The 11,463-nt window shown below is 69.9% G+C and carries 24 protein-coding genes and 1 pseudogene; 4 read left to right on the top strand and 21 right to left on the bottom strand.

All coding sequences use genetic code 11. The features are described from left to right. Window positions 1-299 precede the first annotated feature (299 nt). Genes G8E01_RS06570 through G8E01_RS06550 form a run of 5 tightly spaced genes read right to left on the bottom strand, consistent with a single transcriptional unit; the run spans window position 300 to window position 2,121 of the window. Window positions 300-752, bottom strand: coding sequence for a hypothetical protein (locus G8E01_RS06570; protein ID WP_166317493.1), 453 nt, complete (start codon window positions 750-752; stop codon window positions 300-302). Further along, entirely contained in the window at window positions 749-895 is a 147-nt protein-coding gene (locus G8E01_RS06565; protein ID WP_166317490.1) for a hypothetical protein, read from the bottom strand. Before G8E01_RS06565 ends, G8E01_RS06570 begins: the two co-directional genes overlap by 4 nt. An 8-nt stretch (window positions 896-903) precedes the next feature. Continuing rightward, window positions 904-1,368, bottom strand: a complete 465-nt coding sequence (locus G8E01_RS06560; RefSeq protein WP_166317487.1) for a hypothetical protein — start codon at window positions 1,366-1,368, stop codon at window positions 904-906. Next, window positions 1,365-1,667, bottom strand: coding sequence for a hypothetical protein (locus G8E01_RS06555; protein ID WP_166317484.1), 303 nt, complete (start codon window positions 1,665-1,667; stop codon window positions 1,365-1,367). Before G8E01_RS06555 ends, G8E01_RS06560 begins: the two co-directional genes overlap by 4 nt. Then, complete coding sequence (locus G8E01_RS06550; protein WP_166317481.1) at window positions 1,660-2,121, bottom strand: hypothetical protein; 462 nt, start codon at window positions 2,119-2,121, stop codon at window positions 1,660-1,662. Before G8E01_RS06550 ends, G8E01_RS06555 begins: the two co-directional genes overlap by 8 nt. 54 nt (window positions 2,122-2,175) lie before the next feature. Here G8E01_RS06550 and G8E01_RS06545 point away from each other — a divergent pair, with 54 nt between their 5' ends. Beyond that, the gene (locus G8E01_RS06545) at window positions 2,176-2,388 is read left to right on the top strand and encodes a glycine zipper domain-containing protein (RefSeq protein WP_166317478.1); all 213 of its coding nucleotides are present in this window, start codon (window positions 2,176-2,178) and stop codon (window positions 2,386-2,388) included. Between the two features lie 25 nt (window positions 2,389-2,413). Here the strand turns inward: G8E01_RS06545 and G8E01_RS06540 are convergent, their stop codons facing one another. Genes G8E01_RS06540 through G8E01_RS06485 form a run of 14 tightly spaced genes read right to left on the bottom strand, consistent with a single transcriptional unit; the run spans window position 2,414 to window position 7,714 of the window. Then, the gene (locus G8E01_RS06540; protein ID WP_166317475.1) at window positions 2,414-2,830 is read right to left on the bottom strand and encodes a hypothetical protein; all 417 of its coding nucleotides are present in this window, start codon (window positions 2,828-2,830) and stop codon (window positions 2,414-2,416) included. Beyond that, entirely contained in the window at window positions 2,827-2,955 is a 129-nt protein-coding gene (locus G8E01_RS12955; protein ID WP_277343620.1) for a hypothetical protein, read from the bottom strand. Before G8E01_RS12955 ends, G8E01_RS06540 begins: the two co-directional genes overlap by 4 nt. Then, a complete protein-coding gene (locus G8E01_RS06535; RefSeq protein WP_166317472.1) occupies window positions 2,952-3,620 on the bottom strand; it encodes a hypothetical protein in 669 nt (222 codons plus the stop codon). The genes G8E01_RS12955 and G8E01_RS06535 overlap by 4 nt, the downstream gene beginning before the upstream one ends. Next, a complete protein-coding gene (locus tag G8E01_RS06530) occupies window positions 3,617-3,853 on the bottom strand; it encodes a hypothetical protein (protein WP_166317469.1) in 237 nt (78 codons plus the stop codon). The genes G8E01_RS06535 and G8E01_RS06530 overlap by 4 nt, the downstream gene beginning before the upstream one ends. Beyond that, entirely contained in the window at window positions 3,850-4,002 is a 153-nt protein-coding gene (locus tag G8E01_RS06525; protein WP_166317466.1) for a hypothetical protein, read from the bottom strand. Before G8E01_RS06525 ends, G8E01_RS06530 begins: the two co-directional genes overlap by 4 nt. Continuing rightward, the gene (locus G8E01_RS06520) at window positions 3,999-4,469 is read right to left on the bottom strand and encodes a hypothetical protein (protein WP_166317463.1); all 471 of its coding nucleotides are present in this window, start codon (window positions 4,467-4,469) and stop codon (window positions 3,999-4,001) included. Before G8E01_RS06520 ends, G8E01_RS06525 begins: the two co-directional genes overlap by 4 nt. Window positions 4,470-4,499: 30 nt before the next feature. Continuing rightward, window positions 4,500-4,850 (bottom strand): DUF3263 domain-containing protein, encoded by a 351-nt coding sequence (locus tag G8E01_RS06515; protein ID WP_166317460.1) that lies wholly within the window; start codon window positions 4,848-4,850, stop codon window positions 4,500-4,502. Further along, the gene (locus tag G8E01_RS06510) at window positions 4,847-5,302 is read right to left on the bottom strand and encodes a RusA family crossover junction endodeoxyribonuclease (RefSeq protein ID WP_166317457.1); all 456 of its coding nucleotides are present in this window, start codon (window positions 5,300-5,302) and stop codon (window positions 4,847-4,849) included. Before G8E01_RS06510 ends, G8E01_RS06515 begins: the two co-directional genes overlap by 4 nt. Beyond that, window positions 5,299-5,745 carry a hypothetical protein gene (locus G8E01_RS06505; RefSeq protein ID WP_166317454.1) on the bottom strand — a complete coding sequence of 149 codons (447 nt, stop codon included), beginning with the start codon at window positions 5,743-5,745 and terminating at the stop codon, window positions 5,299-5,301. Before G8E01_RS06505 ends, G8E01_RS06510 begins: the two co-directional genes overlap by 4 nt. Further along, on the bottom strand, window positions 5,742-6,446 hold the full coding sequence (locus G8E01_RS06500; protein WP_166317451.1) for a hypothetical protein: 705 nt from the start codon (window positions 6,444-6,446) through the stop codon (window positions 5,742-5,744). The genes G8E01_RS06505 and G8E01_RS06500 overlap by 4 nt, the downstream gene beginning before the upstream one ends. A 15-nt stretch (window positions 6,447-6,461) precedes the next feature. Continuing rightward, complete coding sequence (locus G8E01_RS06495) at window positions 6,462-7,127, bottom strand: phage antirepressor KilAC domain-containing protein (protein WP_166317448.1); 666 nt, start codon at window positions 7,125-7,127, stop codon at window positions 6,462-6,464. A 40-nt stretch (window positions 7,128-7,167) separates the two neighbouring features. Continuing rightward, window positions 7,168-7,353 carry a hypothetical protein gene (locus G8E01_RS06490; RefSeq protein ID WP_166317445.1) on the bottom strand — a complete coding sequence of 62 codons (186 nt, stop codon included), beginning with the start codon at window positions 7,351-7,353 and terminating at the stop codon, window positions 7,168-7,170. After that, the gene (locus G8E01_RS12950) at window positions 7,350-7,478 is read right to left on the bottom strand and encodes a hypothetical protein (RefSeq protein WP_277343619.1); all 129 of its coding nucleotides are present in this window, start codon (window positions 7,476-7,478) and stop codon (window positions 7,350-7,352) included. Before G8E01_RS12950 ends, G8E01_RS06490 begins: the two co-directional genes overlap by 4 nt. Beyond that, a complete protein-coding gene (locus G8E01_RS06485) occupies window positions 7,475-7,714 on the bottom strand; it encodes a helix-turn-helix domain-containing protein (protein WP_166317442.1) in 240 nt (79 codons plus the stop codon). Before G8E01_RS06485 ends, G8E01_RS12950 begins: the two co-directional genes overlap by 4 nt. 88 nt (window positions 7,715-7,802) lie before the next feature. Here G8E01_RS06485 and G8E01_RS06480 point away from each other — a divergent pair, with 88 nt between their 5' ends. The 3 genes from G8E01_RS06480 to G8E01_RS06470 are packed head-to-tail and all read left to right on the top strand — an operon-like array spanning window position 7,803 to window position 9,996. Further along, window positions 7,803-8,093, top strand: a complete 291-nt coding sequence (locus tag G8E01_RS06480) for a helix-turn-helix domain-containing protein (protein WP_166317439.1) — start codon at window positions 7,803-7,805, stop codon at window positions 8,091-8,093. A 2-nt stretch (window positions 8,094-8,095) separates the two neighbouring features. Then, a complete protein-coding gene (locus G8E01_RS06475) occupies window positions 8,096-8,548 on the top strand; it encodes an ImmA/IrrE family metallo-endopeptidase (protein WP_166317436.1) in 453 nt (150 codons plus the stop codon). Continuing rightward, entirely contained in the window at window positions 8,545-9,996 is a 1,452-nt protein-coding gene (locus tag G8E01_RS06470; RefSeq protein ID WP_166317433.1) for a recombinase family protein, read from the top strand. The genes G8E01_RS06475 and G8E01_RS06470 overlap by 4 nt, the downstream gene beginning before the upstream one ends. Before the next feature lie 2 nt (window positions 9,997-9,998). Here G8E01_RS06470 and G8E01_RS12720 read toward each other — a convergent pair. Beyond that, window positions 9,999-11,081 (bottom strand): annotated as a pseudogene (locus G8E01_RS12720) (YifB family Mg chelatase-like AAA ATPase); the annotation flags it as partial. After that, window positions 11,078-11,440 carry a YraN family protein gene (locus tag G8E01_RS06460; protein ID WP_166317430.1) on the bottom strand — a complete coding sequence of 121 codons (363 nt, stop codon included), beginning with the start codon at window positions 11,438-11,440 and terminating at the stop codon, window positions 11,078-11,080. The gene G8E01_RS06460 and the pseudogene G8E01_RS12720, both read right to left, overlap by 4 nt. Window positions 11,441-11,463: the final 23 nt, after the last annotated feature.

Genomic DNA, 11,463 nt, shown 5'->3' with positions numbered 1-11,463 from the left:
CCTTGCCCTCGTGCGGCAGCACGTACGCGGCGTCGGCGCGCGAGCGGAAGCGCGGCTCGAACCACTCGTGCAGCACCGCGAGGGCGCCGGCCTCCCACGAGGCGGGCACGTCCTCCCAGTACCAGCGGATCTCCGCACCGTGCGCCTCGTGGTCGTTCAGCCGGTGCTCGCGCCAAGCGCGCCCGACCTTGAGAGTCCACGTCTCCGGGTAGTAGACGACGTAGAACTTCGCGAGCTCAGGGATGCGCAGCCCGCGGCGAGCGCGCGGGTAGGGCCGGCGGGGCGTAGTGATGGGGGCGTCAGGCATCGTGTCCCCCAGCCTCGTGACGCACGGCGTAGATGCGGCTATGCGGGTGGCGAGGCTGGTCGAACCCCGGCGGAGCCCAGCACGTCACCGTGGTCTTGTTGACTCGAATCACGCGATGCCACTCGGCATGCCCGCGCGTCACGACCATCACCGCGATCGCACCCTTCAACGCGGCCGGATCGACCGGTTCCGAAGGGATCTCGGCTACGCGCGCGGCACGCTTCGCCTTCTCGATCTCCCCCACGAGCAGAGCGCGTTCCGTGTTCTCCTGGCGCACCCGGTTGAGGTAGGTCGCTAGTTCCTTGTCTAGCCTCGCCTGCGGCACATGGAACCGCCTGGACTGCATGCCCGGGTCGATGGGGGTGAGCTGGTGGGCGTCATCCCAGGCGGCGAGCGCTTCCTCGGCCCGCTGCACACGGGCGCGTGCCTCCTCGATGCGGTTCATTGCTCACCCCCAACCTCGTCGCCCGCTGTCTCGAACATCGCGATGATGTCGATGACGTGCGAGGTGTCCGTGTCGCTCACCGGCTCCCAGGTCGTTTCCGCCCCGTTCGGCATGACGACCGTGATCCGAGTTCCTCGCTTCACGCGCAGGTTCACGGCTGGCTCCGGTTCTCGTGGTTGGTGGCCTCCCCGGCCGAGATGGAACGGAGGCCGGAATCGCGCATGACCTCGTACATCGTGCGCCCGCCGCCATCGAGCATCCAGGGCGTCATCACCTCGTCTAGAGACGCGAGCCCCGCCGCGACGAGTGCCAGTTGTGTATCCAGCCAATCCCTCGCGATCCTCCACGCCACGCGCGTCGCCTGCTCCGGGGTTTGCTTGCTCGCTGGGATAGAACGGTCGCGCTTCATCGCCGACATCACTCCCTCGACTCGGACGGGAAGCGCAAACTCCCTGTGTCCGTATTCGGTGCGCAGCGTGAACGAAAGACCCGCAAGCACACCGTCATCGGAGTAGGTCATGCTGATCTGACGCGCGGCGTGCTTACTGAGCATGCCCATCACCTCGCCAGCGGTCTTCTCAGGCGAGATCGTCGTCGTCCAGTTTTTGATGCTCACGGTTTGCTCCTGTCTTCGTTACTGGTGGACTCCCCGAGGGCGATGCGGAGGATTGTTCGCCAAGCGTCCTTGAGGCCCAGCGCGTACGGAGACGACGGCGGGCGGTTCTCCCACTTCTCGGCGTGCCCGATCACGTCGGCCAGGCGGTCGAGAGCGTCAGCGCCCACGCGCAGGTTCCCGACGAACGCGAGCATCTCAAGGTCGCCAACGGGGAGACCGCGCTCCTCGGCGTCCTGGGCGGCGTTGCGAAGCGAGTGCGCCCGGCCCCGCATCTCGGCGGGAGTCACCCGGTCAGCCACGGCGCACCTCCTGGGCGGCGAGGAGAGCGGCACGGGCGAGGTCACGAGCGCCCGACATGGAGAGCGAGTTCGTAAGCCGATACATGGCCCGTGCCGCGGCCATTACTTCTGCGTCGCTCGGCTCCCGCTCACCCCGCGCCCGCGCCGCTATCTCGGAGCACCGCTCCCACGCCATCTGCTGGTCCGGCTCATGCGGATAGTCGTCCGCAAGCTGATGTTCCATCTGGGCCCAGGTGAATGTGTCCCGGATCAGGCGGTCAAGCTGCTCGCCGAGGATCCGTGCGGCTCGCTTCGCCTTGCCCCGATCGCGCTCGGCGCCTTCCAGAGCTTCCGCGAGGCGACGGATCGTCACGACCGCCTTGTCCAGCTCCCGCCACGTGGAAACACCCAGCGTCGGCCGATTGGTCTGTGCTCGTGCCTCGGCGATCAGTTCGGCGTTCATCTGCGTGGTCATTTCTCCTCCTCATGGGGGATGTAGCGGGCGAGTCGTCCACGTACGCTCTCGGCTATGACCGAGAGCAACGACCCCGAGGGCGAGCCCGAGGGGAAGCCCGAGGGCAGGCCGAGCGTGGGGCTCGCGCTCGGCCTGTCGCTGGGCATCAGCCTCGGCATGATGTTCGGGCTGACGGTGTTCGACAACCTCGCTCTGGGCATGGGGATCGGCATCGCGGTGGGGATCCCGATCGGTATTGCCGTGGACGCGAGTCGCGACAAGGACTGACCGTGAACCTCGGCGGGGGTGGTGATCACGGCTTCTCCCCCTCCGGCACCAGGCGAACGAGGCCGCCCTTGTTGACGTGGGCGCTCATGGCGCGCGTTCGAGCAATCTCACCGCGGACCGGGACCATCCACTGAGACGCCGACCATTCGCCGCTGGACCCGAGGGTGTAGAAGTTGGCGTACCCGAGGTGATGCGCATCATCACCCGCGACGTACAGTCCCGGCTCCGTGGGGAGCGGCACTTCCCGGTACGCCTCCACGAGAGTCGCGGCGGGATCGTCGAGGAACAGGCCACGATCAGGCCCCCCGACAAAGTTGTGGCCGTACCTCCGGCGCACCTTCCCCTCGCAGGTCACCTTCCCGAGATCGTTCTCCACGATGAGCTTCGCCCAGTCGCCCTCGCGCAGGTCTTCCTTGCGCTCGATCTTCATACGGTTCGTCATGATTGCTCCTCCTGGTCCTCGTAGGTGCCGCCCCATTCCGAGGCGGTGCGCGCGGCCTTGTCTTCGTCGTTCGTGCGGATCCCGAGCTCGCCTCGGGAGGTGTAGACGACGTAGCGCTCGCTCACGATCGTCCGGTGAACATGGCTCGCCACCCGCCGCGGCGAGCGCGGGTGGTGGTGTTTTTGGTGCGGAGGGCGTCGGTGAGGGCACGGCATTCGGCGAGCAGGCGGGTGTTGCGCGTTTCGAGGCTGAGGACCAGCGCTCGGTGGGTGTCGAGCTGCTCGATGGCTCCCGCGTGGCGGTCGATGGCGATGATGAGGGCGCGGGCGTAGAGATCGCGGGCTTCCTCGGCGGCGATGAGCTCCTTGAGGAGCTGTTCGGGGTCGAGGGTGGCGGTGACGGTGGCCCACTCGGGACGGACCTGGGTGGGCGCCGGCTCGGTCGGCGTGGACGGCCGGGGCGGTGCGGCTTCGACCTCGACCTCGGGCTCGGCGACGTTGCGATCGCTCTCCGTGTCGGTGCTCGGCCCGACCGGTGCGGGCGCAGATGTCAGAGTCGGAGTCGGAGTCGAGGTGGTGCGGCCGATGGTGAGGGCTTCGGCCATGTCGGCCGGGGTGAGGCCCTGGCGGCGGAGGCGGGCGTAGCGGAAGTCGCCGACGCTCGCGGAGTATGCACGGGTGCAGGAGAATCCGTGCTCGCGGCCGGCGGGGCAGCCGGCGCCCTTGCATCCGGCGTAGTAGCCCTCTGGGGTGCCGTGCTCGATGCTGTCGTCGAGGATGACGGTGCTCATCGGGTGCTGCCCTTCTGCCCGAGACGGGCGATCGTGGTCGTCCAGTGGACGGACTCCGGGGCGGTGCTGTTGGTCTGCTCGAGCTCGACAGTGCCGTCGGGCAGGAGGTTCACGATCAGCCAGCGGGCACCGGACCGCGGGTCCTGCCACACGTCACCCGTCTCCCAGTTGCTCGTGCGCGGGCGGGGTGCGTTGTGGCCGCGGGTGGGCGGGGTGGTGATCAGGAACGTCATCGGTGGATCCCATCTGCTCGTGCGGCGGCCGTGCAGTCGGTGCACGTCACGCGCTTCCAGTTCGTGTCGAGGTCTGCCGGGCGGGCCGCGCGGCCGCAGTACGCGCGCCCCGGGTCGCGGGTCGGGGCGTGCACCTTCGCGACGCTCACGACGCCGCCCCATCCCCGCGCGCGGCCTCGTGCTCGGCGGCGCGGGCGGCGTCGAGGGCGCGCATGTAGTCGACGCGCTGCTCCGCGGCGACGCGGACGACGCCGATCAACGAGCCGAGGACCACGAAGCCATCCGTGCCGTGATCGACGATCGTGTGCAGGAGCGCGCGCCGCGTCTCGACGTCGTCGTTCAGCGTCGTCGTGACGAGCTGCGCGGCACGCGCGTCGCCGGCATCGGCATCGGGCCCCTGCGCGTCGAACGTGTAGACCGAGTTCTCCGGGACCGGCTCGACCGGGCGGATCAGCGTCGCCGCGAGACTCGCGAACGCGGCGAGCGCGAAGACGAGGTCGCCAGGTTCGTGGATGCGTTCATTGAGGAATGTGGCCACGGTGGTGGTGTCGCGGTCGACGATCGCCGGCATGAGCGCTTCGAACTCCTCGGCGGTGAACGGGGTGTGGTCAGTCATCAGGGGCAGTCCTTTCCAGCGGGCAGGAGGTCAGTTCGTGGGGTCGTCGCCGAGAGGGCCGGCGGTGAGGATGCGGGCACCGCGAGCGGCACGCTTCGCGTTCGCCCGGCGTCGCTCGTCGAGGAGCATCCGCGTGAGGATCGGGTCGACCTCCGCCGCGGCGGTGGTGTCGATGAGGCGGCCGAGGAGCATGTAGTAGCGCTCCGGTGCCATGCCGAGCTCGTCGCGGACGATCTCGTGCTTAACCTCGGGGCGTACCCGCTCGGCGCGCATCCGCGCCTCGAACGGGAGAAGTAGCTCCGCCCACTCCCGCGACGAGCGCGCCGGGCGCGGGCCGCCCTCGGCCGCCGGCGCGGCGGCCGGGGCCTCGTCGGCGGTCATGCGCCGGTCTCCGCCGAGGCGAGGCGGGTGACGGTGAGCGTAAAGCCCGGGTGGGTGAGCAGGGCGCCGGGCGTCGACGGGATGTGCCGGATCTCCGCGCGGGGCTTGTCCATCAGCTCGGGGCGGTCGTCGTCGACGACGTCGGCGCGGACGAGAGCGTCGAAGAGGCGCTTCTCGAGGCGGGCGAGGTTGTCCGGGTCGCGGACCGTGCGCGTCGCCACCCACCACGTCACCTGCGCCTTGCACCGGTCCAGGTGCGGGATCCGGGCGACCATCGCGAGGGTCTGCGCCATGGCGCGCACGTCTCGCTCCTCACGGGACGCCTTATGGCGGTTCCCGCGCGAGCCGTTCATCGGCAGCGGGTTCGTCGGCCACGCGAAATGCAGGATCCACGTGTTCTCGTCCGGGTGCGCGTGCCCGCGCACCTCGAGGTCGTTCCGCGGCGCGCTCATCGCAGGTTCTTCCGAGCCATCGACGCCGCGTACGCGACAGCGCGAGCATGCTGGCGCGGATCGAAGTCGCGAGCCCGCGACGCGATCGTGTGCGCCGCGACGCCTCGAGCACCGATCGGCTCCGCGCGCCACACGTACGACCAGGCGCGGTCGTCGCGCCAGACGAGGACCCGCCGGCGCACCCGCCAGCGCCCCGTCGTGAGGCCGGTGTCATCGTGCAGGCGTGTCACCCGGACGACGTCGTACGCCTCGAGGTCCGCGCGGAATGTGAAGCCGTCGTCCGTCTGCAGCACGAGACCGTCGCGAGATCCGATCGGGCGGAGAACGCGAGCGATGGTGCTCGCATTGATCAGACTGCGGAGGCCCGATACGGGGCGGACGCGGACGATGTCGTCAGCGCGGAGCTCGGCGAGCTCGGTGTACTTCTGCTTCATGGCGCTCATGCGGCGACCGCCGCGTTCATGGTCTCGATGGCCGGCTGGTCGTCGTCGTCGATGTCGTCCCACGCGAGCGGCGGCACCCATCCCTCTCGAGCCGCGATGCCACGAGCCCGCGTGCGATCGCGACGCTCGATCCGGCTGCGGGACCCCGGCAGCGTCATGGACATCGCCTCGAACACCTCGGCGATCTGGGTGGCGGTCCCGGCGCGGCATCGTGATGCGCGGGCGAGGCCGGACAGCACCGCCGACGCCATGCCGGACGCACGCGCGATGTCCGCGAACGTCCACCCGAGCGCGACCAGTCCCTGCAGCCGACGGCGCGTGCCACGGGCATCGATGACCGTCGTGCTCGCGACGTCGCGGAGCGATGGCCGGTACGCGAGGATCGCGGCCGCGCGGTCGGCGTCGATCCTCTTCTGCGGGCCGGGGCCGTACATGAGGGTCGTGAGCGAGGTGCCCGTCCCCCGTTGAATGGTTCGCAGAGTGACGCCCGCAGCGATCAGCGAACGCACATAGGCACGAACGGGCTCGGCGTCGACGCGGCGGTTGTACCTGCCGAAGGCGATGTCCTTGCGGCGGCGAAGCTCCCGCTGCCGCGCGGCGTCGCGACACTCGAAACAGGCGCAACGATGCGCGGTGTAACAGGTCGAGTTCGCGTCGTGAGCGTGGTCGGGAGGGCAAAGCTCCCGCGGCGTGGTCGTCATTTCCTAGCCTTGTCTTCAGTCGAACAGGGGGGCGTGTGGGGCGCGCGGGCCGTCCACCTCGGACGGCCGCGCCGAGGCCAGCTGGCGGCGAAGCTCCGTCATGCCTGCGGGCGTGATGTAGGTCTGGTCGTAGGCCGCGTGACGGCCCTTGCCGGGAGCCGGGTGCTTGATCCGCCGCACCGTCGCCCATCCCGCGGCGCGAGAAAGGTCCGTGAGCGACCAGTGATCGCCGGCGCGCTCGAGCCACCCGAGCTCGGCGAGATAGCGGAACAGGCCCGTCCGGCCGAGGCGGAGGCCCGCGGCCGTGAGCTCCCGCGCCGCGTGCGCCACCGTGATCGCTTCCGGCAGCGGCGCGTCGCGGCGGGCGGCCTTCACCGTCCGCGGATCGATGAGGTCGGGCATCGTCTCGTCGAGCCACGTCACGAACGCGGCCGCCGTGTCGACGTCGGCATGGCGCTGCACCTTCGCGAGCGCGGCATCGAGGCGGTAGTGCGGGGTGCCGTCGATGGTGTGCGGCCACTCGTCGGCGAGGATCGTGTCGCCGTCCTCCCACGCGGGGATACCGGCGAGGCGCTCGACGTCGGCGGCGTCGAGGTAGACGTATGGGCCGTCGACGAGCACGTGCAGGTCGCCGTGGCCGGGCCAACGCGGGATCAGCTTGATGGGCTGCAGCAGGTCCATGAGGACACTCCCTCGGGGAAGGGACGGGCAGGAGCAGGGGTCAGCGGCGAGCGCTGGGCGGGGCCTCGCGGGTCCACGTCTCGACGGCGAAGAGGCCGAGGGACTTGAGGAGTGCGATGGCGGCGATGAGGCCGATGAGCCAGAGGCCGTCGTAGCGGTGGGTGAACGCGGCGGCGATCAAAGCGATGGCCGCGGTCGTGACGAGTGCGGCTCGCCAGATCGTCATGCCGCTGCGGGGACGGATGGCTGGGGGTCTGCGAAGAGCGCCTCGGGGTGGGCGTCGAACCATGCGCGCACGTACACGGCGTAGGCCGCGTCGAGCGCCTGTTCGAAGGTCGGCGTGCTGCTCATGCTGCGGCCTGGTTTGGGCGGGCGGTGAGGTGCTCCGGCTCCATGCCGAGCCAGCGTGCGATGGCGGCGAGTTCGTCGAGGGTGAAGGACTTCTCGCCTCGGAGCCGGGAGTACACGGCGTTGCGGCTGAGGCCGAGGACGGGGACGAGGTCCAGGCCGTCGTGTCCGCGTCGGGCGAGTTCGGCTTTGATCGCGCCGATCGTGCGGGTGCTGAATGGGCTGATCGTTCGGGTCATGTTGGTGAAGGTACCAATTTTGGGAGTGATACGCAACCAATTTTGGTACTGCTTGCCCCGTAGTACCGTTTTTAGGTACTCTTCACACATGGCCCCTAGAGAGATCGACCCGTTCAGCTGGCGAGTGATCGACCGCGTCCAGAAGCTCATCGCGCTGCGTGAGACGACCGATGCGCAGGTGATCCGCGACTCGGGCATCCCGCGCAACACGTTCTACCGAAAGATGCGCGGCGAGACCCCGCTGGACACCGACGACATTGCGAAGCTCGCTTCCGCGCTGTCGGTTGAGCCAGAGGTGCTCTTCAGTAACCAGGACGATTTCGGGCTCGTCGCGAAAAAGCGGGGGCTGGACCGAGGCCAGGGCGACTACGAGGCCTGAACGTGCGCCAGCTCATCGACATGGTGCACCGGCTCGGCCTCACGCTTGAGTACGCGGACCTCGCGCACCTTGAGCATGACGGCGACTTTCAGCCCTCGACGGGGCGCCTCCGGCTTCAGGAGGGGCTGCCGCACAGGATCGAAAGATCGGTGCTTGCTCACGAGCTCGCGCACGTGATCTACGGCGACACCCCCACTCCGTTCGGCCCGGTCGCCTGGAAGCAAGAACGGCGGGCCGACGAGTGGGCTGCGCTCCGCCTCATCAGCAAAGAGGACTACAAGCTGGCCGAGCTCGTACGAGACGGTCACGCGCCGGCCATGGCCCACGACCTCGATGTCTCGCTCGACCTCGTGCGGGCCTACCAACGAGTCCTCCTCCGCACCGACGTCGCCGTCTACGTGCGACCAAGGATGGGCCTCGGTCAATGGGACGACCGCGATCGAGTCACGTCATGACCGCAGCACCGGTCCCGCTGCGCGGCGCGCGGCCCGGCAACCGCGCCGTGCTCTACCTGCGCCAGTCCAAAGAGCGCGAGGACAGCGAGTCTCTCGAAACGCAGGAGTACCTCGGCCGCGACTACTGCCGCGAGCGCGGATACGAAGTCATCGCGGTCAACGTGGACCAGATCTCCGGGCGGAAGTGGGACACGCGCCCAGGCGTCATCGACACGCTCCGGCTCATCGAAGAGGCCCGAGCAGACGTCATCGTGCTCTGGAAGTGGTCCCGCCTCTCACGCAACCGACTCCACTGGGCAGTGGCCGATGACCGCGTGAAGCTCGCCGGCGGGCGCATCGAATCGGTCACCGAGCCCATCGACACCTCGACCGCCTCAGGCCGGTTCGCACGCGGCGTCATGACCGAGTACGCCGCGTTCCAGTCCGAATCGATCGGAGAGGTCTGGGCAGAGACGCTCGACCGGCGCCGTCGAGCAGGGCTCCTCCCCTCCGGAGGCGAACGCTACGGCTACGTGCGCGACGGCGACACCTACACGCCCCACCCCGACGAGGCCGCAGCCCTCAAAGAGGCGTACGAGCGCTACGTTGCCGGCACCGGCATCGCGGCACTCTCGCGTTGGCTGAACCAGACCGGCCGGCGCACGAAGCGCGGCTCGCAGTGGTCGAACAACTCGATCCGTACGACCATGCGCACCGGGTTTGCCGCAGGGCTGATCCATGTTGGAGGCAAGTACTACCCGGGTGCACACGAGGCCATCATTCCCAACGACCTCTGGGAGGCGTACCTCGCGCGCATCGCCTCAAACGTCGCGCCACCTCGGGGACGGACCCGCCTCGCCACCGGGCTCCTCCGGTGCCAATGCGGCGAGCGCATGTACCTCGCGGCTATCGGCCGCGACGGCGTCGGCGACTATCGATGCGGGACCGCTCACCGCGGGCGCGAGAAATGCGCCCGCCCCCTGTCGGTGAAGCTGCATCTCGTCGAGCAGTACCTCTCGGACTGGGTCCACGAGCTACCAGAGAAGACGTCTCAGCTTCGCGCTGCAGCTCAAGCAGAGGCGGAGAACCGGCTACGCACGATCGAAGATCGTGCAGCGATCGAGCGCATGATCGCGGCCACCAAGAAACGGCTCGCCAGCCTGACCGTGCGCCTCATCGACGAGAAGATCAACCAGGACGCGTACGATGCCGCATCGGCGCAGCTCAACGACGAGCTCACATCCCTCCGCGCTCGGCACCTCCGCGCAGCCCCCGCGCCACGACGGGATCTCCTCGAGCTCATACCAATGCTCGTAGCAGGCTTCGACGGCCTGCAACCCGAGGCGCAGAACCGCGTGCTGAAGCAGCTGATCCGGCGGGTGGAAATCGGGCCCTCAACTGGGCGTAGCAAGGATGCTTGGCGAGCCCGGTTCACAGTGAAACCAACGTGGGAACCTGACCATGAATAAGTGAATTCGCCGCATGGGCACGGATTCATCGCGAGGACGAGCTGAAACCGCGCCGGGAACCGCGCCGTGAACCCGGCGCGATGAATCTCGATGGTGCCGCTCTCGAGCGGCTGCCGCAGGGCGTCGAGGACCGAGCGCGGCGCCTCCGCGACCTCGTCGAGGAAGAGCACCCCGCGCGACGCGCGGGCCACGGCCCCGGGCGAGGCGCGGCGCGATCCGCCGCCGACGAGCGCCGCGAGCGTCGCCGAGTGGTGGGGAGATTCGAAGGGCGGCGTGCGCCCGAGGCGCGTGACGGCCTCGCCCGACAACGACCGCACGCTCGCCACCTCGAGCGCCGCGGCGTCGTCGAGCGCGGGCAGGATCCCCGGCAGCCGCCGCGCGAGCATCGTCTTGCCCGCCCCCGGCGGGCCGGACATGAGCAGGTGGTGCCCGCCCGCCGCCGCGACGACGAGCGCCTCGACCGCGTCGTCCTGGCCGACGACCTCGGACAGGTCGGGCGGGGCCTCCTCCGCGGCCCGCGCCGGCGGCGCGGCCTCCGGGGCCTCGCCGCCCGCGAGCACGGGGTCGTCGACGTCGGCCCCGTGCAGCCGGGCGGCCTCGGCCAGCGTCCGTACGGCGATGACCTCCGCGCCGGTCACGAGCTCAGCCTCGGCGCGGTTCGACCAGGGCACGACCACCCGCGGCCGCCCGGCGCGCACCGCGGCCAGCACGGCGGGGAGGACCCCGGGCACCGCGCGCACGCGGCCGTCGAGACCGAGCTCGCCGATGTGCACCGTGCGGGCGAGCGAGTCGGGATCCGCGCGTCCGTCGGTCGCCACGGCCGCGAGCGCGACCGCGAGGTCGAACCCGGACCCCTGCTTCGGGAGGCTCGCGGGCGAGAGGTTGACGGTTAGCCGGCGGTCCGGCAGCGCCAGGCCGCTGTTCTCCGACGCGTTCGTCACGCGCCGGACCGCCTCGCCCAGCGCCTTGTCGGGCATGCCGATCAGCCGGAAGTCGGGGCGGTGCTGCGTGATGTCCGCCTCGACCTCGATGAGCGCGCCCGCCAGCCCTGTCAGCGCGACCGCCCACGTCCGCACGACGATCACGCGAGCCCCCGCAGGTGCTCGACGGTGGCGGTCGCGGCGTCCGGGCCCGTCACGGCGATGGCATCGACCCGCAGCTGTCGCCCCCGCGCGACGTCAGGATGCGCGCGCGCCCACGCGAGCGCAAGGCGCCACAGCCGGGCGAGCTTGTCGTCGTCGATCGCCTCGAACGGGTGCCCGTACCGCCTGCTCGTGCGCGTCTTCACCTCGACGATCGCGAGGCGGCCGCGCTCGAGCGCGACGATGTCGATCTCGCCGGCCGGGCAACGCCAGTTGCGGTCGACAACGCGCGCGCCGGCTTCCGCGAGGTAGGCAGCTGCGCGCTCTTCGCCCGCGCGCCCCAGGGTCGTGTTGTGAGCCATGGGGCCACTGTCGCGGGGCGCCG

Source organism: Microbacterium excoecariae, from assembly GCF_011326725.1.
Lineage (GTDB): Bacteria > Actinomycetota > Actinomycetes > Actinomycetales > Microbacteriaceae > Microbacterium > Microbacterium excoecariae.
This window is presented reverse-complemented; position numbering and strand designations above follow the sequence as displayed.

Excerpts from the sequence above, each read along its gene's own strand:
- G8E01_RS06570 (WP_166317493.1), bottom strand. The coding sequence starts at position 752 with ATGAACCGCATCGAGGAGGCACGCGCCCGTGTGCAGCGGGCCGAGGAA.
- G8E01_RS06550 (WP_166317481.1), bottom strand. The coding sequence starts at position 2,121 with ATGACCACGCAGATGAACGCCGAACTGATCGCCGAGGCACGAGCACAG.
- G8E01_RS06545 (WP_166317478.1), top strand. The coding sequence starts at position 2,176 with ATGACCGAGAGCAACGACCCCGAGGGCGAGCCCGAGGGGAAGCCCGAG.
- G8E01_RS06540 (WP_166317475.1), bottom strand. The coding sequence starts at position 2,830 with ATGACGAACCGTATGAAGATCGAGCGCAAGGAAGACCTGCGCGAGGGC.
- G8E01_RS06535 (WP_166317472.1), bottom strand. The coding sequence starts at position 3,620 with ATGAGCACCGTCATCCTCGACGACAGCATCGAGCACGGCACCCCAGAG.
- G8E01_RS06530 (WP_166317469.1), bottom strand. The coding sequence starts at position 3,853 with ATGACGTTCCTGATCACCACCCCGCCCACCCGCGGCCACAACGCACCC.
- G8E01_RS06520 (WP_166317463.1), bottom strand. The coding sequence starts at position 4,469 with ATGACTGACCACACCCCGTTCACCGCCGAGGAGTTCGAAGCGCTCATG.
- G8E01_RS06515 (WP_166317460.1), bottom strand. The coding sequence starts at position 4,850 with ATGACCGCCGACGAGGCCCCGGCCGCCGCGCCGGCGGCCGAGGGCGGC.
- G8E01_RS06510 (WP_166317457.1), bottom strand. The coding sequence starts at position 5,302 with ATGAGCGCGCCGCGGAACGACCTCGAGGTGCGCGGGCACGCGCACCCG.
- G8E01_RS06505 (WP_166317454.1), bottom strand. The coding sequence starts at position 5,745 with ATGAGCGCCATGAAGCAGAAGTACACCGAGCTCGCCGAGCTCCGCGCT.
- G8E01_RS06500 (WP_166317451.1), bottom strand. The coding sequence starts at position 6,446 with ATGACGACCACGCCGCGGGAGCTTTGCCCTCCCGACCACGCTCACGAC.
- G8E01_RS06495 (WP_166317448.1), bottom strand. The coding sequence starts at position 7,127 with ATGGACCTGCTGCAGCCCATCAAGCTGATCCCGCGTTGGCCCGGCCAC.
- G8E01_RS06490 (WP_166317445.1), bottom strand. The coding sequence starts at position 7,353 with ATGACGATCTGGCGAGCCGCACTCGTCACGACCGCGGCCATCGCTTTG.
- G8E01_RS12950 (WP_277343619.1), bottom strand. The coding sequence starts at position 7,478 with ATGAGCAGCACGCCGACCTTCGAACAGGCGCTCGACGCGGCCTACGCC.
- G8E01_RS06485 (WP_166317442.1), bottom strand. The coding sequence starts at position 7,714 with ATGACCCGAACGATCAGCCCATTCAGCACCCGCACGATCGGCGCGATC.
- G8E01_RS06480 (WP_166317439.1), top strand. The coding sequence starts at position 7,803 with ATGGCCCCTAGAGAGATCGACCCGTTCAGCTGGCGAGTGATCGACCGC.
- G8E01_RS06470 (WP_166317433.1), top strand. The coding sequence starts at position 8,545 with ATGACCGCAGCACCGGTCCCGCTGCGCGGCGCGCGGCCCGGCAACCGC.
- G8E01_RS06460 (WP_166317430.1), bottom strand. The coding sequence starts at position 11,440 with ATGGCTCACAACACGACCCTGGGGCGCGCGGGCGAAGAGCGCGCAGCT.